Consider the following 24,638-nt stretch of genomic DNA (forward strand, 5'->3'; position numbering starts at 1 on the left):
AATTAATCACATACCGGAAGCGGAATATCGGCTTCAATGCCTAGTACACGATAATAAATCCGTTCATATTCCGCTGTAATCAAATCATTGCAGAATTGGGTACGTGCACGATGCAGGCAAGCTTCCCTGAAACGGCTGTACATGCTCTCGTCCTGCAGCAGCGAGATCGCGTTATGGGCCATATCCTCCGTATCGCCGATCGGAGAGAGAAATCCGGTCTCCCCGTGCGTAACCAGCTCCGGTATCCCCCCTGCAAATGAGCCGATTGTCGGAACGCCGCATGCCATCGCCTCCAGAGCTACAAGCCCGAAGCTCTCTTTCTCTGAAGGAAGCAGCATGATATCGGCAATGGAAATCACATGCGCCACATCATCTTGTTTACCCAGAAAATGAACCTTGTTTTCCAGCCCCATACTGCGGATTTTATGCTGAATCTTGGGCAGCTCGGGCCCTTCTCCGACGAGTAGAAGCCGGCTTGGAATATGTTCGGCCACTTTGGCGAATACATCGACCACATCGCTGACCCTTTTTACCGGCCGGAAGTTGGATATATGCATAAGAATTTTTTCATCTTTGCCCACAAAATCACTGCGCAGAGAGGAACATTCCCGAGGGTAATATACCCGCTTGTCAACAAAGTTATAGGTCAGATCAATCGGTTTATGAATATCCAGCAGGTCCCGCGTCTCCTGAATCAAATCATTGGAAACCGCAGTCACGGCATCGCTTTTATTAATGGCCAACCGGATCAGATCCTTTAACGATTCATCCTGGGCCAGTACGGTAATATCCGTTCCATGCAGCGTTGTTACGGTTTTCAGGCCTTCCCCCACCATTTCCTTCGCCAAATAGGCGCAGATCGCATGGGGAACCGCATAATGGACGTGAAGCAAATCCAGATTTTGCATTTTTGCCACTTGAGCCATTTTGCTCGCCAACGATAAATCGTAAGGCGGATAACGAAAAACATAATAATCGTTGACTTCAACTTCATGATAAAAAATATTTTTCTGGAATTTGCCCAGCCGGAATGGAACACTGTGGGTAATAAAATGAATTTCATGTCCTTTTTCGGCAAGAATCTTGCCAAGCTCGGTTGCCACAACCCCTGATCCGCCAAGTGTCGGGTAACACGTGATACCGATTTTTAAACGTCTTTCCACTTTTGACACCCCCGCTGTAGGCTGATGATTAAATCTATGTAGCCTCTTGGTCCGTTATGGTTAAAAATAGGAGAAACCGCCCGTTCTGCTTTAGAATAATGTTACCCGGTGAGGGGCTTTAATGGCAAAACCTTCCGCATAAGCAAAGCCGCGCGTTTGGCCAAGCAGCAAATCGCGCGCCTCCACACGCTGAATATAGCGGTCCGTAAGTGGTGTCCGCACACGGCCTTCTCCCTCTGCCGGAGGAGCAAATTGGGAGGAATAACAGCTCAATGCCTGCTGCTTCTGATCGTGAAACTCACTTATGTCTACGATAAGCGAAACCTCGCTGCTATCGTTAATATAATAAAAATACAGCTGCTCCACCTGGACAGCCGGCAGCTCAGGCAAATAATTGCGAAGCTTTGCATTAAACACGGCAGCCTCCACCAGCTTGCTGCAATCGGTGTGATCGGGGTGTCGATCCACCCAATAGGGCGCAAATACAATTCTTGGCCGCAGGCGGCGAATTTCCCTGACAACCGCTTCCAGCTGTTCCGCGGAACCGGTTAATCCCCTGTCGGGAAGGCCGAGGCAGGATCGGGCGGATAAACCAAGCACCGCGGACGCTTCGGCTGCTTCCTGCCGCCTCGTTTCCACGGTGCCGTTTGAAGACATTTCCGCACGGGTCAGATCGCATATAGCGACACGCAAACCTGACTTGACATGCTTGGCAAGGGTACCGCCCATCCCGATTTCGACATCGTCCGGATGCGCGCCAAACGCTAAAAGCTCAACGGTTTCCATTATGATTGTTCGCCCGGTTTGTATTTATGAACCAATTCCCGCCAGCCGAATTCACCCCGCTGAAGGGAATGGACGAGTAATTCGCCCGTTGCGATATTCGTCGCTACAGGTATTCCCTGCACATCGCATAATCGGAGCAAAGCAATAATATCAGGCTCATGAGGCTGAGCCATTAAAGGATCGCGCAGGAAAATAATAAGATCCATTTCATTTTGCGCGACCATTGCGCCGATTTGCTGGTCGCCTCCGAGCGGTCCGGACATAAAACGATGAATGGATAACCCGGTTTGCTCCATAATACGTGTGCCCGTTGTACCGGTCGAATAAAGCGTATGGTCTTTAAATACATACTCGTAGGCAATAACGAAGTTAACCATTTCTTCTTTCTTTCGATCGTGCGCGATAAACGCGATATTCATCGATGTCGTTCTCCTCTCTTGAAGTAAAGGAAGCTGCTTGTACTGGCTAATCCATTATATGCTCAAAACCGTATATGAGCCCGGTGTAGGTCATCACTTTCTTAACCGCTACACTGACACCTGGCATATAACCGGCCCGATCGTAGGAATCATGACGGATTTTGAGAGTTTGACCAAATCCGCCGAAAATAACCTCCTGCTGGGCAAATACGCCCGGGAGGCGAACGCTATGTATCCGGAAACCGTCGTAGTATCCACCTCGCGAGCCTTCGATGGTTTCTTTCTCTTGCGGATTTCCCTGCCGCAGCTCCTCGCGCACCTCAGAAATCAGCTCCGCTGTTTTTACAGCCGTTCCCGATGGAGCGTCAAGCTTCTGGTCTCCGTGGTATTCAATAATTTCAACATGTGGCAGGTATTTGGATGCTTCAGCAGCAAATTTCATCATTAGAATCGCACCGATGGAGAAGTTCGGAGCGATCAGGCCCCCGATTCCCCGGCTCTTGCACTGCCCGTTCAGCTCTTCAATCTGCTCCGGGGTAAACCCTGTCGTTCCGATTATGGGACGCACGCCATATTCAATCGCTGTCCGGGTATTATTATAAGCGGCATGCGGTACTGTAAAATCAACCAGCACATCCGCGTTGGATTCTCGCAATGCCGATTCCAAATCCGGGGAAACTGTAATTCCGCAAGGTCCGAGTCCTACAAGCGTCCCTGCATCGACCGGACCTGCGGTTGGAGCCACTGCCGCAACCAGTTCAAGCTGCTCATCTTCCAACACCAATTTAACCACTTCCCGGCCCATCCGGCCGCTTGCACCTGTTACGGCTACTTTGATTAACTGCGTCATAGCTGCATCACCTGTTCCTTTTTCTTTTTCTTCGCTGGCTTGCCAATGTCGAACGGCTGCGCTTGATGTCGGCAAACAACCGCTGTGCAGCTGAATGCTCAGGATCAAGACGCAGAGCTTCACGGGCATAGACAAGAGCCTCATCATAACGGTTTAACGAGGTATAAGCGGCTCCCAGCAGCAGCAGCGCCTCCATATTAAGCGGGTCGAGACGCGAGGCAGCAAGCAGCATATTCAAGGCATATTCCGTCTCCTGAGGGGCATGCGTCAGCAGTTCCTCCGCATCATAAACCAGCTGCTTGGCCTGTACGGTGCGCAAATGAAACCGGTATTCCTCGCGTTCCGGTCCAAGCTTGACGGCCTGCTGCGCATATTCCAGCGCTTTGGCCCATTTTCCGCTTCTTGCGCATGTAATTGAGCATCTGTAGTAAGCCATGGCGTTGTCAGGTTCAAGCTCAATCGCTTCTTCGAAGCGCACGATTGCCTGCTCAAAGTCACCGCCGAGGATGGCTTCATAAGCCTTTTTGATGATATCCGCTCCGTTCATACGCCCATCCTCCTTGTACATAAGGTGATGGTACAGCATATGTCCGGATGTCCTTTACGGTTCGACGTTTTTTCGTGTCCACCGGTCTGCGTCGCGCGTATTGAATTTATTCATAACGCGGTCATGCGCTTCCGCCAGATCGATGCCCAGCGAGTTTGCGAAGCATATGACGATAAATAAAACGTCGCCAAGTTCCATTTCAATCGAGCTATCGGCTTCATCCGCCTTTTTGGGCTTTTCCCCAAACTGATGATTCACCTCGCGCGCAAGCTCGCCTACTTCCTCAGTCATACGGGCCAGCATGGACAGCGGACTGAAGTAGCCTTCCTTGAACTGCGATATGTATCGGTCAACCTCGCGCTGCATTTCGGCAAGGGATTTCTCTGTCATCGCCTTCGTTCCTTTCGCCTCTCAAGGTTCACTTCATATGTTATCGCAAAGCGGGTTTGAAAACAACGTTTTTGATTGTCCGAAAAATATGACATACTATCAAGGACAGGTTCCATAAAAGAACAATATCGCATCCTAAAAAGGAGCTGAAAGGATGTATAACCGTCTATTTGCGCAGTTGAAAACATGGCCGCCCATTATGCTGGGAACCGCTATTTATGCTTTCGGTCTTCATTATTTCATCCTTCCGAACGAACTGATGGAAGGCGGTGTAACCGGAATAGCCATCCTTCTGCATTACGCCTTTAACTGGCCGCTGTCGCTCTCGACCCTGCTGCTTAATATCCCCCTTTTTGCTGTAGGTTGGCGTTACTTGGGGCGTTCCCAATTGGTCTACTCCCTGCTTGGTACCCTTTCGCTCTCCTTATTTCTGGCTCTGATCGAGAAAATGATTGCCATTGGCTGGATTGTTCCTTTCCAGACCTCAAATGATTATATCCTGGCCGCGCTGTACGCGGGCGTAACCCTTGGCCTTGGTCTGGGCCTCGTTTTCCGGTTCGGCGCCACGACAGGGGGCGCGGATATTATAGCCCGAATCGCCTCCAAGCAGAAAGGCTGGAGTATGGGGCAAATTATATTGTTCCTGGATGCTGTCATTATCGGTTCATCACTCCTCTATATACCGAAAGAAAAGGTGCTGTACACGCTTGTAGCTGTTTTTATTGCTTCCAAAGTGATTGACTTTATTCAGGAGGGCGCTTATGCAGCCAAATCCTTCGCGATTTTTACCGAAGATGGAGAACAGCTGGCAAAGCTGATTACGCAGGAGATGGATCGGGGGGTTACCTTATTCCCGGCCAAAGGCGCTTTTTCCGGCAGAGAGAAGCAGGTCGTCTACTGCGTCATTGCACGCCATGAAATAAGAAGGCTAAAGACGATCATCCACCGGCTGGACCCGCTTGCTTTTATCGTCGTTACCGATGTGCATGATGTCCTTGGTGAAGGGTTCAAGCAGGACTGATAAGCAAAGAAAAGGACGCGCCACCTTATAAAAGTGTACGCGCCCCTTCCATTATTTCGGCCGATTCGCTTCAGCGCCCTTTTCGGGATGGAATGGAGGATCCGTGTTTCTGTTCGTACGCAAAGCGCCTCCATCCGGAAAAGGCCAATATCCCCATTACAAAGGCAGAGATATAAAGGACCGCCAACTGCTCGCCAACTTTATTCTCCCCGGACAGCTGCGGGACCTGTAAAGCCAGAGCATCTTCGGCTTCCTTCCTGCCAAATAAGGACTCCGCCGCATCTTCAAGCGATACCAGCGCAGTTGTCACATTCGTACTGCTGCCGCTATTCAGGTCCTTCGTTTCCAGCACCTGTCTTACATAATCCATACGCTTGCGCAAATCTATTGTAAACGCCTCCGGCCGCTGCATGAGCGCAGCCAGCTCTATCCGTTTCGCATGCGTATCGTAAAGATCAAGCTGCCGCAATGCCGCCTGAGCATGACCGGCGGTTTGTGATTTCCACGCCAGGCGCACCCGGTTCCAATCGTCTTGCATCACTTCTTTATATTGCAGCCATAAGGGCGCTTGCGGATTGATCAGAACATCAACGGCCAGCTTCATTCTGGCGGCCTCATTGATCCAAGCCAGGCTAGAAGCGTTACGGGCAAGAATCACACGGGTGTTTTCCACTCCTGAATCCCAGGCCTTCCAACCAGCCTGCGTCCCGTACTGACGAACCTCGGGTAACCTCGCAGCTTGCCGGATACGTTCCAGCAGCGTATAGGAAAGTTGTCTGTTTCCTTTATTGGCAGACGCGTAGAAGGCCTCGGAAAGCTCCTCCAGCGATTCCAGCGATACCGGAAGGCTTCCATTGAGACTGTTCATAGCTTGTACATGCCGGATTTGATTTTGACCTTTACCGCTGCACCCGGCAACGATAAACAGTACGGCGAGGCCGACTATTAACCCTGACAACGACAATTTCACGCTCATCCCCCCCCGATATTACTTTATGGGGGGCTGTCCAAAATTAGACCTTTCTAAATTTAAGGGTCAAATTCGTAACCAGCAGCGTGATAATGGAAAGACCGATGGTAAAATTTCGGATGGCGTCCAGATCGTCATCCAGTTCGCTCGGAAGCCATGGAAAAATACCGGCGCTGTAGTCCAGCATATCGTTCAAGAGCATCCACATCAGTGCGATAATGGCAGCCGTGCGTCCAAATATCATAAACCGTACAAACAACAGCCCTTCGACCGCCATCCCTAAATGAGAAACGACAAGCATATAATGCTGCCATACAATGGGATCACCCTGGGCGCCGCCGGCAGCGATCATCGTGACAGCCCAAATCCCGTATTTAAATGAAGTCAGTACCGCCAAAGCTTCAATAATTGACCTTACGCCAATATATGCCGCAGATGGCGTTCCCTTCTTGGGGAACAGGAGAAATAAGAGCGCAATTGTGAAAAACAAACTGGCCGTTGGGCTATCCGGCACGAACACGACTTGCCAGAGGGGATTGTGATTCATCGTGTATTCGATTTGTTTGCCATACCATATGTATCCATATACCGTTCCGGCGGCATTAACAACAAACAACAGCCAGAGCATAGTGCGGCTGGTCAAGAACGACCGGCTCCAGAAATAAGACAATGACGACAAGGAAGACACCCTTTCATGCTAAAATCGGATAGAAGTTTTTACAAAAAAACCTGATCGGGTCTTCCGATCAGGTTCGTGACAAGCTGCTCTTATTCGGCTTTCTTCTGTTTCGCGAGCCAGGTGGTTAATTGATCAATCTCATCCGCACTCAAAGTATCTTTGAAAGCAGGCATTTTCCCTCCGCCTTTACCGTTGGTGACGACATCGACCAGTTCTTCCTTGGTCAGTTCGTCGCCCACACCGCGAAGCGATGGTACTTGGGCGCTCTCATTTCCTTTGAGGTCCGCACCATGACAGGAGATACATTGTGCTTTCTTGGCGATTTCCATTGCAGGATCATCTTTGTCCACAAGCGGAATGTTTGCCGCTTCTTCCGCAGCCTGTCCGGGCTCTTTGCCGGCGGCGGCAGCTTCACGCGCCTTCTCTTCACGAACATGATGCTCTGGAATCGTATTTGTCAGCTCAAGCTCATGCGTGTAATGATCCCAGGATTGCTTCGTCAGAAATACAACCGAGATCAGCGATAAAATCATTAGAATCGAAGTGATCGGACGTCTGTAGAAACGACGCTCTTTGCCAGTATCCAGGAACGGCGCAAGCAGCAGCGCCCCAAAAGCAATCCCGGGAATACCAACGGTTCCGAGTACGATATAACTTCCCGATACATAAGGAAGCTTCAAAAATTGATACAGGAACAGGAAGTACCAGTCCGGCATCGGAATAAATGCTGCGTTCGTCGGATCTGCCGGATAACCGAGCGGTGCCGGTTCCGCAATCGTCAGTACGAGGAACCCTACGAGTACAACAACGCCGACCATCCATTCCTTGAGCAGGAAGTTCGGGATGAAGGCTTCTGATTTTCCCGGGTAGGCGGAATAGTCAGGCGGTACAGCAGGACTTTGCCGAACGCGCTGTCGAACGCGGGAATCGCCAACATACACTACCTTTTCCGTTGATTTCTTATCATGTGCCATTCGCAAATTGCCTCCCTTCGTCTTATAGTGGTCCCGAAATACCCTGTTTCCGGATCATAAAGAAGTGAGCCGCGAGAAGCGCAAGCAATGCGCCTGGTAAGAAAAAGACATGGATGGCGAAAAAGCGTGTTAACGTTTCGGCACCGACAATTTCTCCGCCCTGCATCAATTCTTTAATGTAGGTACCTATGTAAGGTACTGATTCAGCGATTTGAATACCAACCTTCGTTGCAAAATAAGCTTTGTTATCCCATGGCAGCAGATAACCGGTAAATCCAAGTCCCAGCATGATGAAGAAAATAAGCATGCCGACAACCCAGTTCATTTCACGAGGCGCCTTGTAGGAGCCGGTAAAGAATACCCGCAGTGTATGCAGGAACATCATGACGATAACAAGACTCGCTCCCCAGTGATGCATCCCCCGCACAATTCCGCCAAATGCGACTTTATGCTGAAGGTAGTCAACACTTTTGTATGCGTTGATAATATCCGGCACGAAATATAACGTGAGGAACATACCTGACAAAATTTGAATAACCGTGATGAAGAACGTCAGTCCGCCGAAACAATACACGAATGCGGAAAAATGATGCGCAGGATTCACGTGCTCCGGCACTTCATGGTCAGCAACGTCCCTCCACATCGGCGTAATATCAAGACGTTCATCGATCCAGTTGTATACACCTTTTAACATCTGAGCTTACGCCTCCTTATTTGAATCGTGTATTCGGCATAACCGGGCCAAGATAAATCCAATCGTTCTCGATCTTCAATTCATACTCATCCAGCGGTTTCGGAGCGACAGTCAGGTTCTTACCCTCCTGCGTGTAATGGGCGTTGTGGCATGGACACACATATTGGTTGTTTTTCTCTGTGTTCCAGCTGATTGTACAGCCCAGATGCTTACAAACCGGCGAAAGCGCATAAAATTTGCCCTGGGAATCTTTTGATATCCATGCGGTCAATTCAGGGTCACTGATATACCAGCCGTCAATCTGATGGATTTTAAATTTAAATTCCTGCGGTTCATTGGTGATTTTGGATTGCTCAACCACTTTAACATAAGTACCGGATTCTTTTTTCATCAAAATCGGGTCAACCGCGAACCGCACCATCGGGAGTATCATTCCTGCGCCCATGAATGCGCCTGCGCCTCCGAGCGTATACGACAGAAATTGACGCCGGGACATTCCGCTGCGTTTTACTGGACGTTGTGCGGTTTCTCGTTGTTCGTGATTACTCATCTACTGTTCTACCCCCTTTGCTGAGCCATATCTTGTGTTCTGCCGGAGAAGGCAAAACGTATTACGAACTAGGACATTACCTATAATAGCCTAGGTGGTTTAGAGCGTCAAGAATGTGGCGGGCAAATTGCAGATCGTAAGAAAATCGTTCTTCAATTTGTTATTATTTTGTCACAATTGACCTTGTCTGCCATTTGTTTTTCCCTAGATGGAGCCGCCTTATACAAAAATCATCCCAAAGCATCAAGAAGTTCTTTGCCCCATCCACAAATGGCGGACCGCTACGCTGACTTCTTCCGCGGCTGGAAGCACGCCATTGGAATCCGGTCCGACAAACAGATCCGCTTCCTCTGTCTTCATTAAAGAGGGCTCGGAAAAAGCAGCAGCGACGACCACATGCTTAAAACCTGCCGTTTGTTTTAAATTTCTGCACACGGATGCGACTTGCTGCGCGGTTTCCGTATTCCATGCCCCATAGTTGCAGGTGGGATAAGTCACGATTCGTCCTTTGAACGGTTTCTCGATCAGATCCAGCACATCCCGCAGTTTCTCGAGCGCTTCTGTTGCCTGGTAAGGCGCTTCATTGCCGGTCAGGCCGGTTACGGGCAGAACGGCCGTATCCAGATAAGGCTGAAGCTCTCCCCATTGGTCCGGGGTAAGTTCACTGAATTTCATCGTTATGCATTCACCTTTCCATGAATCAATTCCATTTGCATTGCATGTTATGATTCCCATAAATAAGCTATTCTATTATCCTACCATATAAAACGAAACAAACAAATGGCCTGCACCGCTTGGGAACCTTCATCCCACGGTAACAGGCCAATCAGGAAAACCGGAGCATATCCAGCTGTAGATCAGATATACAGCATTTTCAGCTCTTCCGTCAGGCGGTTGAACGTATCCCTGTCTCCAGAGACCAGCGCTTCATCAATCGCCTGGTATAAACGGTCCTTGCGAAATTTCAATACCGCTTCGTCCAGTGTCATTTCCGCAGCAAGTCCGAGCATCGCTTCGTACGTTACTTTCATTTTGTCCATAGGATACACCTCCAACACCGCGCCCTAAGAGATCCTATATTCGTTCCTTTCGCCATGAAGAATTTCCATCGTCAGTCTCCTGTGTTGCATATCGTCTTGTGTCCGGTCATCGACGATTGAAGCAGGCGATCCAAGTGAAAGCATATAGGTCATAAACATTTTCCTATGCTAAGCGACGAGTAACCGGTTCTTAATCAGCATATTCATTTCAGTCATCCCCGCCAAGGACGATGGCCCCTTCGGCAACGAATGTGCCCCTGCCCGTAGCCTCTGAAAACCCGCAAGGTCCGGTCAGTTCAAGACAATTGCATCATCCTCGATGCTTAGACCCGCTACGATGGACCGTCCCATCGGGGTCATACGAATCACTTGCCCTTTCGACGGGACTTCCCCTATTCGGAGCAAACCCATGTGCATCATCATGCCAATCAGGCGCTGCTCAAGTATCGTTTCCGGCTGATCATAATAGAAAGGCTTTATATAAGGCGTAAGCACGGATTGCAAAGAGGTGCTCATCACCCATTTATGGGACAACTGGTCAATCCAGTATGTGAGAGCTCTGATGTTTGGAATCGCCCCTTTATAGAGACGAAGCCAGAACCGGTACAGCTTGTCCGAGGGCTCCGCCATCCGCATGGCCTGACGTTCCTTGCCTGAAGGCGTCAATGTAAGCAGGCTGTCGGCTTCGGATAACCAGCCGTAAAAGTAACAATAGTCGTAGATCAGGGACATCCGGTTTGGATAGTCTTTCATCCTCCGGCCATAACCGAAACGCCATTCGCCCCTCGCCGGGAAATCCTCCTTTACGCCGAAACGGTCCATAATCTGGATCAAACTGCGCTTGTACATGGCGCTATCGGAGGTTAGCGGTATCTCGTTGTGATAGACAAAGTCAAGAAAATGCTTCACATCTTCGCCCATGATCAGCTGTTCATCCCGGTAGGCATGAGGCTCTTCCTCCGCATAAACCGCTTGGGAGAGGAATTTTTTGCCCAGCGTTTCCTTGAAACGCTCCTTCACATCGCTTGGCACTTGAAACAGATATCGGTTCGGACCGGCATACCCGTTGAACAGCCACCCATACTGCTTGAAGCGCGAAATCGTTTCCCGCGGGCCGCTCTCCGTCACAGACTCCGGCGTTTTTTTGCTTTTTTTGGCTGGTTTTTTCCCATCAGTGGCTGCCGGACGCTCGGGTGTGTCGGCCTTCTGCTGGGCTGAGTCCGTTTTATTAAACTTGCTTTGCTGGACACGTGCGATCAATTCTTCCAGGCTGAAAGAATCCCGGGGGTCAAACAACAATGAATTGATGAAACGCAAATCTTCCATCTTCATCGACCCAATTTGAGTCTCAAATACTTCCCTGCGATTTACCGTAGATAAAATAGACTGGATCAACTCGTTTTTTGAATTCCCGCTGCATTCGCATTGGTAGGTAGTCGCAATACGGCTTAACTGGCCGATGTCCGCATAACTGAGCATATCCGCCAAATTCATCTTCTCCACCCCCATTCCCCGGTGTTCTTAGCAGGTTTACTACCATTATGGGAACTTTGACGGATTTTATAACCATAGACAACAAAAAAAAGCCCTCCGGCCGCAAGGCGGTCGAGGGGCGATGATCCGTGTACAGCAAAAAAATTAATGCCGTCCGGCATGCGGCTGCTCCAAATGAAGCGCGCAATTATGGAGCAGCGGTTTCCAGTCCTGATCCACTCTCTCCATAACGGAAAAAGACATATTAACAATCGGTTTATCCTCCAGATTACTGCACATTGCCTGCATCAGCTGTGCCAGCAAACTGCCATGTGTGACAGCGAGGATATTTGGATTAGTGGGGCTGGAAGCCGCTTCTTCGACAAAAGAGAGAGCCCGCGATCGCACGGCCTCATCGGTTTCCTGCCCGCTGTCGCTTTTTCGCCAGTCCGGCCCCCATTTCTCCATACGTTCCGCGTCTGTCGTACCTTCAATTGCGCCATAATAACGTTCCCTCAAACGACTGTCCGGAGGCAGAAGGGGGATACCGAGTTTCTGGGCAATAATCCGTCCGGTTTCACGGGCGCGGCTCAAGTCGCTGGTCACAATGCCATCCCAGCGCATCTCCTCGTTGCTCAGTCTTGCAGCGAGAGCGTGAGCCTGTCTGATACCCTCCGCATTCAAGGCAATATCTGTTTGACCCTGAATCTTGCCTAATGCGTTCCAATCCGTTCTGCCGTGACGGATAAGTCCAAGTCGCACTCCAAGCCCCTCTTTCCTCTCAATTGACATGCCTGAAATTCCTTGCAGCGATCCGCGTAAAACGAATAGGGATGGGCTGCGGTTATGTTTAGTTTCGCGTCCGCGAAAACCAGTTCAAGATAAGCAAAGTCATGATCATCCCCAGCAGAGAAAACGCAACCCAGTACTGAGGAACGGTTGGTACGACATTCAATATGATGGGATCGCTGATGCTCGCGACAGGGACATCGGCATAAAAAGAATCGCTGATCAGCGAGCTGTCGCTTGACGCGTCAGCTGTATCGAGAAGCCCGGTCAGCTTTGCCACCTCCACGGAGGAGGGGTCGTTATAGCCAATCAGCAGATAAAATAATCCACATACGAATATCGCCATACAGCAAGCAATAGCAGCTGTCATATTGCGGCGAAAGGTCCGGGTAAACTGATAGCTTCGCGTTGGAATAGGCATGAGCCAGCTTTGCTCGCTGTAGATCCGTTCCATAACATCCTGATTGACTCGGTCAAAAGATGCCATTTCCTCGTCATTTTCGGAGAAATCACGAATCAATTGCTCGCTTTCCTGCCATATCCGAAATTCCTCCCTGCATGCTTCGCAGGTAAGGAGATGCTCATCTACCATTATTCGTTCCCTATCCGTCTCGGGCATATCCCAATAAATGCCCAGCGATTCCTGAACTTGGAGGCACTTCATCATGATTTCATCCCCTCGTATTCCTCCAGCAATGGCGAATCGCCGAAATACGGTTCAAGCTGTATCTTCACGCTGCTGCGCGCACGAAACAATAAAGACTTGACGGAGCTCACCGTCTGTCCGAGAATACTGGCAATCTCCTGATAATCCAATTGATCGTATTCGCGTAGAATCAGTGCGGAACGCTGTTTCTCCGGCAGGCTGTTGATCGCTGCCCTGACCATCGTCATGCGTTCATTTTGCAGCAACCGGTGCTCAGGGACGGTGTCTAACGACGCTGTAGGCATAAAGCCGATTTCATCGAGCGACACATTGCCCGTCTTTTGCTTACGCAGCTCGCTTAGTACCGTATTTCTTGCAATGGTGTACAACCAGGTAGAAAAGGAAGCATCAACTTCCCTGAACGAATGCAGGCTGCGATACGCTTTGTAAAAAGATTCCGAGCATAGGTCTTCAGCTAGCAGCTCAAGCTTTGCACTTTTCAGCATGTGATAGATGAAGGCTAGGATTTTACGTTGGTAGCGCCGCATCAGTTCCGAATAGAGCTGTACGTTACCGTCTTTGATTTCGCGTATTAACTGGGAATCGGTCATCGCGGGCGACCCTCCTTGGCCATAGGAGTACTCCCGCTTCGGTTATAATATTGTACCGAAGCGGGAGGAAAAAGTTGCGCGGCTAACTCTATATTAAATGTCTTATATTTATAATCATGAAATGAATTCGCGAATTGAGACCATTTTCCTGCTTCTTTCGACATCATTATTCATCCCACATTTTTACAATCGATACGTTCATTGTAGCATAGCCGCTCATATCGAATGATAAATTTTTTCCAAATTTCCGGTATGTATGGTTCAACAGATTGCAAGCAGCCATCGAAAATGGATATCCGCCCTAAGATTAGACGGATAATAGTGCGTTAAAGTTTCAAAATTCACCGGAAGCTGTTTAATAAGATTATTTGAAGATAAAACAGGTTAGCTAATCCGCAAACTGTGCAGTTCCGTAATCGAGTTATCGAGCACACGAAAGACAGTCACGTCCGTTACGAACCAGGCTGAAATGGAATATTTCATGATTTTACAGACTCTCAAGCATTTTTAAACACAGAAGAAGAATTTGGAAACAAAAAAAAGGCCGCCTTCTAAAGGCGGCCTCGCACATAGTGCGAAGGATTGGATAGGAGTGGAGAGAAACCATACTGTACTTTTATTATATGTATACGTTTTCATTTTGTCAACATACGTTTACATAAATGACGGCTTTATTTTTAAAAATGGACAGGGAATCCAATTTCACCCAGTTTATGAACAGCCTGGTCCAAATCATCCTGCGTACGGAAAGAAAGCCGGAGCACCCCGGGCACATCTTCCCTGCTTTCAATAATGTGAATATTGCTCAAGTTGATTCTGCTGTTACCCAGCTCGGTTGCGATCTTTCCGATGATCCCCGGATGATCGGGCACATCGACATAACATTCATAGATCGAATGAATCATGCCTTTACGCCGCTCCGGAAGCTGGCTGCGGAATTGTCCCGCATTCAGGAAGGCCTGCTCAATGCCCTCCCCATCACCGGTCTCCAGCAAACGGACAAAATAACCGATCTCCATGCTCCAGTCCTTGAGCAGCTCCAGCAGCACACTGCTGTTGTTGATCAGGATATCCCGCCAGACGACCGGATCGCCCGAGGCAATACGGGTGATATCGCGGAATCCTCCTGCCGCAAGGACGCTGTTCAGAGGATTCTTCTCATTGTAACGACGGATCTGGTTCACAAGCGCTACAGCAATGATGTGGGGAAGATGGCTGATTGCGCCGACAATTTCATCATGTTCCTCCGGATCGACATGAACGATATGTGCTTTCGTATGCCTGATCAGCTCTGTCAGCTTCTCCACATCGCCGGCGGGCGTGTCCGCTGCGGGAGTAAGTACATAGAACGCATTCTCAAACAGATAGGAGGACGCCGCTTCCACCCCTGAGCGCTCCGATCCAGCCATGGGATGCCCGCCAATGAAAGTGACGCCTGATCCGAACAGCCTGCCGGCGGTCTTGGCAACTGACGCCTTGGTGCTTCCCACATCCGTAATAATACAGCCTGGCTTCAACTGCATGGCGCTGAGCTCGCGAACATATTCCTCCAGGTTTCCAACCGGCACGCACAGAAAAATAAAATCCGCACCTTCGGCAGCATCATGCATGGACGTTGTCGCATAATCGACAACGCCTCTCTCCATGTACTTGGTTACGGATGATTCGCGTACAGAGTGACCAACTACGGTGAGTCCCGGCTTGTCTTTAAAGCACAAGGCCAGAGACCCCCCCATCAGTCCGACGCCGAATATTGCAATTTTCGTCATGATGTCAGCCCCGCACCGCCGCTTCTTGAAGAACTTCTTCAAGCGCATGGATAAACGATTCATTCTGCTCTTGGCTGCCTACCGTAATACGGATATAGGTCGGGTAGTGGGCCCAGCGAGCACGGGAGATGATGCCTTTGCGCAGCAATCCGTCAAATACTTGCTGCGACGGGAGCTTGGTGTCGAACATAACAAAGTTGCCATGCGCTTCGAAATAGCTCAGTCCCATGCGCGCAAGCTGACCGCATACATACCGCCGTCCCTCTGCATTGCGCTGCCTGCAGCTGTTCAGGAAGTCGAGATCGGTGATCGATGCCGCTGCCGCCGCCTGGGCGAACCGGGTCGTGTTGAAAGGCTCGCGAACCTGATTGACATGACGGATCAGGTCGGCATGAGCCACACCGTAGCCGATACGCAGCGAAGCCAGTCCATAGATTTTGGAAAACGTACGCAGTACGATAATGTTCTGGTGTTCGCGAAGCAGCGCCAGACTGTTTGGATAGTCGGCATCTGTCACATATTCGTAATACGCTTCATCCAGCGCGATAATGATATTCTTCGGCACCTGTCTGACGAAATCGGCCAGTTCGTCTTCGCGGACAATCGTTCCGGTAGGATTGTTGGGATTGCAAATCCAGATGATTTTGGTCCGGTCCGTAATCTTCGCCAACATCGCCGGAAGGTCGTGCGTACCGTTCTTCAGGGGCACCTCCACTGTAGCCGCGCCCTCGATAACCACATTATGCTTATATTGCGAGAAGGTCTCGTCTGCCATGATCGTTTCGTCTCCGGGAGACAGGTATGCCCGCGCAAGCATCAGAATCACTTCATCAGATCCGGCGCCAAAAATGATTTGATTGCGTTCCACCTGCAAATAATCGGCGACAAGACCGGTTAACGTGGTACTGAAGCTGTCCGGATAAATCGAGATGTTCGCAAGTTCGTCCTGAATGGCTGCTTTGGCACGATCCGAAGAGCCGAAAGGATTCTCGTTGGAAGCCAGCTTAATGACTTCTGTAAGCCCAAGCTCGCGTTTTACTTCTTCAATCGGTTTGCCCGGCTGATACACAGGCAGATTCACTATACTTTGTTTAGGCTGCACCTATCGTCACCTCTTTGAATTTTAGCTGATGTTATTCAAGATTCATTGTCTCATAAGTTGCTTTTATTTTAAAGGAAAAGATGCGACAGCTGCTTTCGTCCTCAGCTTCGATACACTGGCCTGCAACAAGCAAGTCTGTCTGTAAAACCGTCCGGTCCGGGCGAAAAAAAAACCGCATCAGGCTGATGCGGCGGTCTGCGGGATTTGCTTCATTTATCGTTCTTAACCTTTAAGCGCTGAGACAAAAGCACGAATCTGCTCAAGGCCCTCCGCTTTGGTCTGCGGTTCGTGAAGGAGAGGCAGCACCTCTTCGATTTTGCGGACGATCGCGCTGCCGACAATGACGCCGTCAGCCTGCTTTTCAAAACGCTGCACCTGTTCCCGGCTGGAAATTCCAAATCCGACCGCGATTGGCACGCTCGAATTATTGCGGACCGTTGCCAGAAATTCGTTGATGCCCTGGTGGAAATCCGCCCGGACTCCTGTGACGCCAAGTGACGATACGCAGTAGACAAAACCGCGCGCTTTGCTGGCAATCCTCGCGACCCGGTCATCCGAAGTAGGCGCCACCAGAGGAATGAGATGGATATTGGCCTGCTCCGCCATCGTCCTGACCTCCCCGTCCTCCTCAATCGGCAGATCGGGAATGATCAGGCCGCTGATGCCTTTATCAGATATAAGACGGAAGAACGATTCCAGTCCCAGCTGCAGGATCGGATTAAAGTAAGAGAACAGAATAAAAGGAATTTGAACGCCGGCTTCGCGTGCGGTTTCGGCCACCTGCACGACCTTGGCGAGTGTAACCTTTCCGTTTTTCAGGGCACGCTCCGAAGCGCGCTGAATAACCGGTCCATCAGCCAGGGGGTCGGAATACGGCACTCCAAGCTCGATCATATCCGCGCCTGCCTGCTCCAGTGTCTGAATAATTTCAACGGAGGTCCCAAGATCCGGGTCCCCGATTGTCAGAAAAGGAATCAGAGCTGTTTTCCCCTGATTGCGCAGCGTCTCGAAGGCAATGTCAATACGATTGGTGCTGTTCAAGCCAGCTCACCTCCCAAATATCCCATTATAGCCTGTACGTCCTTGTCGCCACGGCCGGAGAGGCTCACGACAATAATTTGGTCAGGGCTGAGCGTAGGTGCAAGCTTCATAACTTCCGCGATGGCATGGGCCGACTCGAGCGCCGGTATAATGCCTTCCGTGCGGCATAGCAGCTGCAGGGCCTCCAGCGCTTCAGCATCCGTGATCGGAACATACTGGGCGCGCTGCGTATCCTTCAGATGTGCATGCTCGGGTCCGATACCGGGATAATCCAGCCCTGCCGAGATGGAATGGGCCGGCTGCACCTGCCCATATTCATCCTGAAGCACATAGCTGAGCGACCCCTGGAACACGCCATGCCGTCCTTTGGTCATCGTAGCTGCATGCTCGTCCGTATCCACGCCTTTTCCTGCCGCTTCCACTCCGATCAGCTTAACCGATTCGTCGCCGATAAACGGGTAGAACATACCGATTGCATTGCTGCCTCCACCAACTGCAGCGACGATGTAATCAGGCAATCTTCCCGCTTCCTTCTGAATCTGTTCCCTGGACTCGTCGCCGATAATCCGCTGAAAGTCGCGAACGATCATGGGGTATGGATGAGGACCGGTGACGGATCCGAGAATATAATAGGTGTCATCAACATGGCTGACCCAATAGCGTAATGTCTCGTTGCAGGCATCCTTGAGCGTTCGCGTGCCGGACATGACCGGAACGACCTCTGCGCCGAGCAGCTTCATCCGGAATACGTTCAGCTCCTGCCGCTTGGTATCCTCTTCCCCCATGAATACTTTGCATTCCAGCCCCAGCAAAGCGGCTACCGTCGCCGATGCGACGCCATGCTGGCCCGCGCCGGTCTCGGCGATAATCTTGGTCTTGCCCATCCGTTTGGCAAGCACGCCTTGTCCGATGGTGTTATTGATCTTGTGTGCGCCGGTATGGTTCAAATCCTCGCGCTTCAAATAAATCCGGGCTCCGCCAAGATGTTTGGTCAGCCGCTCCGCATAGAACAACGACGTCGGACGGCCGGAATATTTGTTTAGCAAATCATTGATTTCAGCGATAAACTCCGGATCCTTGGCGTAATGTTTATAGGCTTCTTCCAATTCCAGAAGCGCGTTCATCAGTGTTTCCGGCACATACCGTCCTCCGAATTGGCCGAAACGCCCTTTTTCATCCGGGACCTGGTTCATATTCCCTTCACCCTTTCCACAAAAAGCCTGATTTTCTCTATATCTTTCAATCCGTCCGTCTCCACTCCGCTTGAGACGTCCACGCCATCCGGCGAGTAAATCCCAAGCAGCTGCCCAACATTATCGGGATACAGTCCTCCTGCCACGTACAGAGGCACGCCGATCTCACGAGCCGCAGTGCGATAGCCGTCTATGACATGCCAGGCAAAGGAACGGCCCGTCCCGCCGCCCGCCGTATCGATCAGAATCGCGTCTACCGCGCCGCGGTAAGCCGCAAGACGGCCCGGTCCGTCGGCATGCCCGCCTTCTTCGCCAGCTTCGCCCGTCCGCTGCTGCTTATCCTCGAGAACACCAAGCACCTTCCATACGTCAACGCCCAGCTCCGCCTTGACAGCAGCGCAAAACTCCGGAGTCTCGTTGCCGTGCAGCTGTACCACATCAAGGGGTGCAATGGCGAGAGTCTCGCGGAGGGACTCCAGGTCCGCGTCAACAAACACACCTACTGTTCTTGGCGCTTTGCCGGCTGGCGTGTGCAGCCCCCGGACCTGCTCCAATAAATCGGCAGCCAGCTCCGGTTCAACCTGCCGCCGGCTGGCGGCAAATACGAAGCCGATTTCATCCACAGGCAAACCATCCATGAGACGAATGGTTCCGGCATCGCGCAAGCCGCAAATTTTCACCCGGGTACCGCCTGTCTGCCCTGTTTTCCCGCTCATTAATTACTCACCGGTCCCATGAGCTGCTCAACGGCTTGACCCACATCGGGCTGCCGCATGAAATATTCGCCTACCAGAACGCCTCTGGCTCCTACCGATTGCAGGTACGCAATATCCTGCGGCGATGAAATCGCGCTTTCGCTTATAACCGTCACGCCAGGCGGAACCAGATCAATAAGATGCTCAGTTGTTTTCAAATCCGTCGCGAAGGTTTGCAAATTGCGGTTGTTTATACCAACCAAGGTCGCCTTGCCCAGACCAAGAACCGACTCCATCTCTTCCCGGTCATGTACTTCAAACAGAACATCAAGGCCAATCGACTTGGCCAGATCATGCAGCTCGGACAACAAAGTAGGACGCAGAATAGCGGCTATCAGCAATATGGCATCCGCTCCAATTGCGCGGGTCTCATAGACCTGACGATAATCAACGATGAAGTCCTTGCGCAGCAGAGGCAGCTTCACAGCGGCTCTGACGTCGGTCAGAAACTCATTGCGGCCTTGAAAATAATCGGCATCCGTCAGGACGGAAATACAGTCGGCACCTGCTTTTTCGTAAGTAAGCGCCAAATCAACGGGATGAAAATCAGGCCGGATAACCCCTTTGGAGGGAGAAGCCTTCTTCACTTCCGCGATCAATCCTACGGGGCGATGGGTACGGCGTGCCAGCGTTTTCTCGAACCCTTTGCAGGGAGGAAGCTCGGCAATCATGCGTTCATATTCATTTATTGAAAAATGTTCAGCCAAATCATCGACTTCTTTACGTTTGGAAGCTACGATTTTATCCAGAAACATAAGCAAGCTCTCCCGTCATTTCAATTAATTGCTGCAGCTTGGCCGCCGCCTTTCCGGAATCAATGATCGCCGCTGCCGCCGCTACTCCTAACGGCAGCGATTCAGCAGCGCCGCCCATAAACATGCAAGCACCGGCATTGGCAAGGACAATATCGCGGTAAGCGCCTCGTTCCTCGCCTTTAAAGATCCGCCGGATGATAGATGCGTTCACATCCGCATCTCCGCCGACGATCTCGCTCAACTCATGCCGTGGAAGTCCAAGCTCCTCGGGGGTAATTTCATACGTATGGACGACTCCATCAGCAAGCTCGGAAACTTGGGTTGCCGAGGATACGCTGATTTCATCCAGCCCGTCGAGACTGCTGACAACCATCGCCCGCTTGACTCCCAGCTCCCCGAGCACCTGCGCGACGGTCGGCGTGCGCGCGATATCATAGAGTCCCAACAGTTGGCGGTCCGCTCCAGCCGGGTTGGTCAGCGGTCCCAGCATATTGAATATGGTGCGGAATCCAATTTCCCTGCGCGTTGCCGCTGCATGTTTCATTGAAGGATGATATAACTGGGCGAACATGAAGCATATGCCAATCTCATCCAGACATTTAGCCGCCTGGTCAGCCGTCAAATTAATCTGTACGCCGAGCGCCTCCAGAACATCCGCACTGCCTGCTTTCCCCGACATCGCCCGGTTGCCGTGTTTGGCAACCCGTACACCAGCCGCCGATGCGATCATCGCCGAAGCTGTGGATATATTGAATTTATGAATGCCGGAGCCGCCGGTCCCGCAGGTATCCAGCAGCCCTTCCTGAACGGTTTGCACCCGGTTGGAGTGGGAGCGCAACACCTCGGCGAAGCCGGTAATTTCCTCCTTGGTCTCGCCTTTCATACGCAGAGCTGTAACGACTGCGCCGATCTGCGAATCCGTGGCCTCGCCGTTCATAATAATGCTCATAACCGATCTTGCGTCTTCACGGGACAAATCATTGCCGGCAATGATCGCTGCCAGCGCACGCTGAATGGATATTATTTCGTTTCCCACGCTTCGCTCACCCTTTCGCATTGGCGTAATAATCCGTATTGATCATGTTCACGCCCCGCTCGGGAGCGGAAAACACCGCTTCGGCAGCGCGAACGGCTTTCAGCAGCGCTTTGGCCTTGTTAATGGTCTCCTGGTATTCATTTTCCGGAATGGAATCCCATACAATCCCTGCGCCAGCTTGCACATAAGCCTTGCCGTTCTTGAATATGAGCGTACGGATTGTAATGCAGGTGTTCAGGCTGCCGCCAAAACCGAGGTAACCGATCGCACCGGCATAGGCGCCGCGAGCTTCATTCTCAAGCTCAGCGATAATCTCCATGGCGCGTAGCTTGGGAGCACCGGATACAGTGCCCGCAGGCATGCAGGAAATGAACGCATCGAAGAAATCCTTATCCTCGCGCAATTTGCCTGACACGTTTGAAACAATATGCATGACATGGGAGTAACGTTCAATATCCATCAGTACATCGCAATGGACACTGCCGAATTGGGATACGCGTCCGATATCGTTGCGTCCGAGGTCCACAAGCATCATATGCTCCGCCCGTTCCTTCTCATCGGCAAGCAGCTCCACTTCCAGCTGCTGATCTTCTTCCTCTGTCCTGCCGCGCGGACGGGTACCGGCAATTGGTCTTGTCTCCACACGGTCGCCGTCCACCTTGACCAGCGCTTCCGGCGAGGTGCCGACGATCACTTCGTCATCCATTTTCAAATAATACATATAAGGTGAAGGATTCATATTCCGGAGCATTCTGTACACATGAAGAGGTTCGACATCGGTTTCAATGCTGAACCGCTGGGATAGCACCACCTGAAACACGTCGCCGGAACGGATATATTCCTTCGCCTGCTCGACATTCGCGATGTATTGTTCCCGGGTCAGATTGGAGGCGACTTCGCCAAGATCCGGATCGGACGGAATAGTTCCTCCAGCCATCAGCTGCGTAGGCAGCGGCTGTTGAATGCGTTCAATTACCGACTCCATCTTGCCGAGCGTTTCCTCGTAGGCCTGCGCGATGACGGTATCCGTGGCCGCTTCCGGAATATGCACATTTCCGATAACCTGGATCTGTTGCTTGAAATGATCAAACACAATGATCTGATCGCAAAACATAAACTGCATATCATTCATATTCATGTCATCGATCCGATGAGGGGGAAGCTTCTCGTAATATTGCAGCAAATCGTAACCGAAGAAGCCGATGGCGCCGCCTGTGAACGGGGGCAACTCCGCGATGGACGGGCTCCGGAACGAACGCAAATGAGCTTTCAGCAGCTCGATCGGCTTATCGCGGAGGACCTGTTCCCTGCCCCCCTGCTCCACTACCATTTCCCCATTCTTCCCACGGACGATCATGAAAGGATCGGTTCCAATAAAGGAATAACGCGCCCACTTCACGCCTCCCTCCGCGCTTTCAAGCAGGAACGCCCTGCGCTCCTTGTAAAAATGCTGAAACAACCGGATTGGCGTCTCCGTATCCGCCATTACATTGCGTACGATGGGGATCAAGTTGTAGTTTCCTGCAAGCCGAATGACCTGCTGCAGCTCCTGATTCATGTCAATCTCTCCTCTTTAACGTAAAATAAAAAAACTCCCGCCGTAGCAGGAGTGTTCATGTCGGAAGATGGAACATGAGTGCTGGAACGCGAATCAGAAGGCCTTGTCTGCTCAAGGTCAGCCGCATCGGCATGACAAATGAACGACTCATCCTGCTTGAAATCGTGTCTGTACTTGAACTACTCTCAGCTCTACTCATCTCATCTGACAACATAAACGCTGCCATTGCTCAGCTCTGCTCTGTCTCTTGCATTATTGTATTTCATCACTATACACCAGCCATTATGTACCGTCAATATCGGTACTTGACAATAGAGCGCTAATTCAGCAAAAAATCTGCTAGCTACCGCTTACGGCCTGGATAAGTCAGGGCGCAGAGCCTGCGCACCGCCGTAATAAACATGCTCGATCTGCTGCTGGGTTTTGTCGGTGTTGACCAATACCATCAGCCTGATGCATTTCTCCAGGCTTCCTTTGACAGGCACTTCGAGCGCGCACATAAGCGGCACCAGCTCCCAACCGGCCATTTGGCGGATCGCGCTGGCCGGGAAGGTCGCATCCAGATCCTGTGTAACGGTAATGAACACATTGCAAATATCATGCGGATCAAGCCCATTGGCATTTACAATGCCGTTAAGCAGTTCCAGAGTTGCTTTTAAAATCGGTCCTTCTTCATTGGCATTTACCGTAATGGCACCGCGGATTCCCCGTACACTCATGCTTGAACGGCCTCCTGTTTCAATTGTTCCACGATTTTTCTGACGAGCTCCGTGGATACGGATTTGTTGATTTCCACCTGCCCGATTGCAGTTGGAACAATAAAGATCATCGTGCCCTCAAGAAATTTTTTGTCATGCATCATCGCTTCCATGATCCGGTCGGTATCCAAATGTTCCGGAAGACGAACCGGAAGACCCACCCGCGACAGTACGCGTTTGGTGACCGTCAGCACCTCCTGCGGTGCTCCCAGCTCCACGGCCAGCCGCGCAGATCCTACCATTCCGATGGAAATGGCTTCCCCGTGAAGCAGCTCGTTATAACCGGCAACAGCTTCCAGCGCGTGGCCGATCGTATGCCCCAGGTTCAGAATCATCCGCAGGTCGTTCTCCCTCTCGTCCCGCGACACGACAGCCGCTTTGACAGTGCATCCTTTGTAGAGCGCGTAACCCAGCGCTTCCGGGTCAAGAGCAAGCAGGCGATCCCCATGGTCGTCGCACCACTGGACAAATTCCGAATCCCAGATCAATCCATGCTTGACGACTTCCGATAAACCGGCACTTACTTCACGCGCCGGTAAGGTTTGCAATGTATTTAAATCATAGAGAACAAGCTCGGGCTGATGAAAAGCGCCGATGATATTTTTTGCTTGCGGATGGTTGACCGCAACCTTGCCTCCGACACTGCTGTCGTGCGCAAGAATCGTAGTCGGTACCTGCACGAATTTGATGCCGCGCATATACGAAGCCGCCACAAAGCCTGCCAGATCCCCGACAACGCCGCCGCCCAGCGCAACGATCGTTGATTTCCGGTCAAGGCCGGCCTGCAGCGCTTTGGTCATCAGATCCTCAAAAACAGCCAGAGACTTCGACGTCTCGCCGGGAGGCACAACGGCGGATTCGGTCTGATATCCGCTTCTCTGGAGAACGTCCACGAGCTTGTCCAGATGGCGCACGGCCACATGCTCGTCCGTTACAATCAGCACCGGCGATTTCTTGCCGATCCCCTGCTTCTCAAACAGCTCCCCAGCCTGCTCCAGCAGCCCTTCCCCGATGAAGATCGGGTAGGAGCGCTCGCCCAGTTCAACGCTCAATTCGCGCATCGCGTTCA

Annotated in this window: 28 protein-coding genes; 1 reads left to right on the top strand and 27 read right to left on the bottom strand. The window is 51.2% G+C overall.

What is annotated here, in order from left to right; translation table 11 throughout:
• Positions 1-2 precede the first annotated feature (2 nt).
• The 6 genes from bshA to IEY46_RS14025 all read right to left on the bottom strand — a co-directional run bounded on the left by bshA (position 3) and on the right by IEY46_RS14025 (position 4,155).
• Positions 3-1,163 (bottom strand): N-acetyl-alpha-D-glucosaminyl L-malate synthase BshA, encoded by a 1,161-nt coding sequence (gene bshA, locus IEY46_RS14000; RefSeq protein ID WP_188992611.1) that lies wholly within the window; start codon positions 1,161-1,163, stop codon positions 3-5.
• Between the two features lie 90 nt (positions 1,164-1,253).
• Complete coding sequence (gene bshB1, locus IEY46_RS14005) at positions 1,254-1,949, bottom strand: bacillithiol biosynthesis deacetylase BshB1 (protein ID WP_188992612.1); 696 nt, start codon at positions 1,947-1,949, stop codon at positions 1,254-1,256.
• Complete coding sequence (locus IEY46_RS14010) at positions 1,949-2,368, bottom strand: methylglyoxal synthase (RefSeq protein ID WP_188992613.1); 420 nt, start codon at positions 2,366-2,368, stop codon at positions 1,949-1,951. Before IEY46_RS14010 ends, bshB1 begins: the two co-directional genes overlap by 1 nt.
• Positions 2,369-2,414: 46 nt before the next feature.
• Positions 2,415-3,218 carry a 4-hydroxy-tetrahydrodipicolinate reductase gene (dapB, locus tag IEY46_RS14015; RefSeq protein WP_188992614.1) on the bottom strand — a complete coding sequence of 268 codons (804 nt, stop codon included), beginning with the start codon at positions 3,216-3,218 and terminating at the stop codon, positions 2,415-2,417.
• Between the two features lie 7 nt (positions 3,219-3,225).
• Positions 3,226-3,765, bottom strand: a complete 540-nt coding sequence (locus IEY46_RS14020) for a tetratricopeptide repeat protein (RefSeq protein WP_188992615.1) — start codon at positions 3,763-3,765, stop codon at positions 3,226-3,228.
• 54 nt (positions 3,766-3,819) lie between these two features.
• The gene (locus IEY46_RS14025; protein ID WP_188992616.1) at positions 3,820-4,155 is read right to left on the bottom strand and encodes a nucleotide pyrophosphohydrolase; all 336 of its coding nucleotides are present in this window, start codon (positions 4,153-4,155) and stop codon (positions 3,820-3,822) included.
• Positions 4,156-4,309: 154 nt separating this feature from the next.
• Here IEY46_RS14025 and IEY46_RS14030 point away from each other — a divergent pair, with 154 nt between their 5' ends.
• Positions 4,310-5,176: a YitT family protein gene (locus IEY46_RS14030; protein WP_188992617.1), complete on the top strand. Its 867-nt coding sequence runs from the start codon at positions 4,310-4,312 to the stop codon at positions 5,174-5,176.
• A gap of 70 nt (positions 5,177-5,246) precedes the next feature.
• On the opposite strand, the gene IEY46_RS14035 is transcribed toward IEY46_RS14030, so the two are convergent.
• The 21 genes from IEY46_RS14035 to aroB form a co-directional block, all read right to left on the bottom strand.
• Positions 5,247-6,146, bottom strand: coding sequence for a sporulation protein YpjB (locus IEY46_RS14035; RefSeq protein WP_188992618.1), 900 nt, complete (start codon positions 6,144-6,146; stop codon positions 5,247-5,249).
• Between the two features lie 43 nt (positions 6,147-6,189).
• Positions 6,190-6,774, bottom strand: coding sequence for a DUF1405 domain-containing protein (locus IEY46_RS14040; RefSeq protein ID WP_188993826.1), 585 nt, complete (start codon positions 6,772-6,774; stop codon positions 6,190-6,192).
• Between the two features lie 140 nt (positions 6,775-6,914).
• The gene (locus IEY46_RS14045; protein ID WP_188992619.1) at positions 6,915-7,799 is read right to left on the bottom strand and encodes a menaquinol-cytochrome c reductase cytochrome b/c subunit; all 885 of its coding nucleotides are present in this window, start codon (positions 7,797-7,799) and stop codon (positions 6,915-6,917) included.
• A gap of 22 nt (positions 7,800-7,821) precedes the next feature.
• Positions 7,822-8,493 carry a menaquinol-cytochrome c reductase cytochrome b subunit gene (qcrB, locus tag IEY46_RS14050; RefSeq protein WP_188992620.1) on the bottom strand — a complete coding sequence of 224 codons (672 nt, stop codon included), beginning with the start codon at positions 8,491-8,493 and terminating at the stop codon, positions 7,822-7,824.
• A 16-nt stretch (positions 8,494-8,509) separates the two neighbouring features.
• Entirely contained in the window at positions 8,510-9,043 is a 534-nt protein-coding gene (locus tag IEY46_RS14055; protein WP_188992621.1) for a Rieske (2Fe-2S) protein, read from the bottom strand.
• Positions 9,044-9,286: 243 nt separating this feature from the next.
• Positions 9,287-9,718: a DUF2487 family protein gene (locus IEY46_RS14060; protein WP_188992622.1), complete on the bottom strand. Its 432-nt coding sequence runs from the start codon at positions 9,716-9,718 to the stop codon at positions 9,287-9,289.
• A gap of 182 nt (positions 9,719-9,900) precedes the next feature.
• Positions 9,901-10,083 (bottom strand): IDEAL domain-containing protein, encoded by a 183-nt coding sequence (locus IEY46_RS14065; RefSeq protein WP_188992623.1) that lies wholly within the window; start codon positions 10,081-10,083, stop codon positions 9,901-9,903.
• A 291-nt stretch (positions 10,084-10,374) separates the two neighbouring features.
• Positions 10,375-11,577, bottom strand: coding sequence for a hypothetical protein (locus tag IEY46_RS14070; protein ID WP_188992624.1), 1,203 nt, complete (start codon positions 11,575-11,577; stop codon positions 10,375-10,377).
• 144 nt (positions 11,578-11,721) lie between these two features.
• Positions 11,722-12,348 carry a histidine phosphatase family protein gene (locus IEY46_RS14075; RefSeq protein WP_373288806.1) on the bottom strand — a complete coding sequence of 209 codons (627 nt, stop codon included), beginning with the start codon at positions 12,346-12,348 and terminating at the stop codon, positions 11,722-11,724.
• A gap of 58 nt (positions 12,349-12,406) precedes the next feature.
• Positions 12,407-13,012, bottom strand: coding sequence for an anti-sigma factor family protein (locus IEY46_RS14080; protein WP_188992625.1), 606 nt, complete (start codon positions 13,010-13,012; stop codon positions 12,407-12,409).
• Positions 13,009-13,602 (bottom strand): RNA polymerase sigma factor, encoded by a 594-nt coding sequence (locus IEY46_RS14085; RefSeq protein WP_188992626.1) that lies wholly within the window; start codon positions 13,600-13,602, stop codon positions 13,009-13,011. The genes IEY46_RS14080 and IEY46_RS14085 overlap by 4 nt, the downstream gene beginning before the upstream one ends.
• Before the next feature lie 677 nt (positions 13,603-14,279).
• Positions 14,280-15,371 (bottom strand): prephenate dehydrogenase, encoded by a 1,092-nt coding sequence (locus IEY46_RS14090; RefSeq protein WP_188992627.1) that lies wholly within the window; start codon positions 15,369-15,371, stop codon positions 14,280-14,282.
• Between the two features lie 4 nt (positions 15,372-15,375).
• Entirely contained in the window at positions 15,376-16,473 is a 1,098-nt protein-coding gene (gene hisC, locus IEY46_RS14095) for a histidinol-phosphate transaminase (protein ID WP_188992628.1), read from the bottom strand.
• A gap of 222 nt (positions 16,474-16,695) precedes the next feature.
• A complete protein-coding gene (gene trpA / locus IEY46_RS14100; protein ID WP_188992629.1) occupies positions 16,696-17,514 on the bottom strand; it encodes a tryptophan synthase subunit alpha in 819 nt (272 codons plus the stop codon).
• Positions 17,511-18,707, bottom strand: coding sequence for a tryptophan synthase subunit beta (trpB, locus tag IEY46_RS14105; protein ID WP_188992630.1), 1,197 nt, complete (start codon positions 18,705-18,707; stop codon positions 17,511-17,513). Before trpB ends, trpA begins: the two co-directional genes overlap by 4 nt.
• Entirely contained in the window at positions 18,704-19,423 is a 720-nt protein-coding gene (locus IEY46_RS14110; protein WP_188992631.1) for a phosphoribosylanthranilate isomerase, read from the bottom strand. The genes trpB and IEY46_RS14110 overlap by 4 nt, the downstream gene beginning before the upstream one ends.
• Positions 19,423-20,217: an indole-3-glycerol phosphate synthase TrpC gene (gene trpC / locus IEY46_RS14115; RefSeq protein ID WP_188992632.1), complete on the bottom strand. Its 795-nt coding sequence runs from the start codon at positions 20,215-20,217 to the stop codon at positions 19,423-19,425. Before trpC ends, IEY46_RS14110 begins: the two co-directional genes overlap by 1 nt.
• The gene (gene trpD, locus IEY46_RS14120) at positions 20,204-21,274 is read right to left on the bottom strand and encodes an anthranilate phosphoribosyltransferase (protein ID WP_188992633.1); all 1,071 of its coding nucleotides are present in this window, start codon (positions 21,272-21,274) and stop codon (positions 20,204-20,206) included. Before trpD ends, trpC begins: the two co-directional genes overlap by 14 nt.
• Entirely contained in the window at positions 21,261-22,811 is a 1,551-nt protein-coding gene (trpE, locus tag IEY46_RS14125) for an anthranilate synthase component I (protein WP_188992634.1), read from the bottom strand. The genes trpD and trpE overlap by 14 nt, the downstream gene beginning before the upstream one ends.
• Positions 22,812-23,161: 350 nt before the next feature.
• Positions 23,162-23,530: a chorismate mutase gene (gene aroH / locus IEY46_RS14130; RefSeq protein ID WP_188992635.1), complete on the bottom strand. Its 369-nt coding sequence runs from the start codon at positions 23,528-23,530 to the stop codon at positions 23,162-23,164.
• On the bottom strand, positions 23,527-24,630 hold the full coding sequence (aroB, locus tag IEY46_RS14135) for a 3-dehydroquinate synthase (RefSeq protein WP_188993830.1): 1,104 nt from the start codon (positions 24,628-24,630) through the stop codon (positions 23,527-23,529). The genes aroH and aroB overlap by 4 nt, the downstream gene beginning before the upstream one ends.
• Positions 24,631-24,638: the final 8 nt, after the last annotated feature.

The organism is Paenibacillus nasutitermitis (genome assembly GCF_014641075.1).
Classification (GTDB): Bacteria; Bacillota; Bacilli; order Paenibacillales; family Paenibacillaceae; genus Paenibacillus_Z; species Paenibacillus_Z nasutitermitis.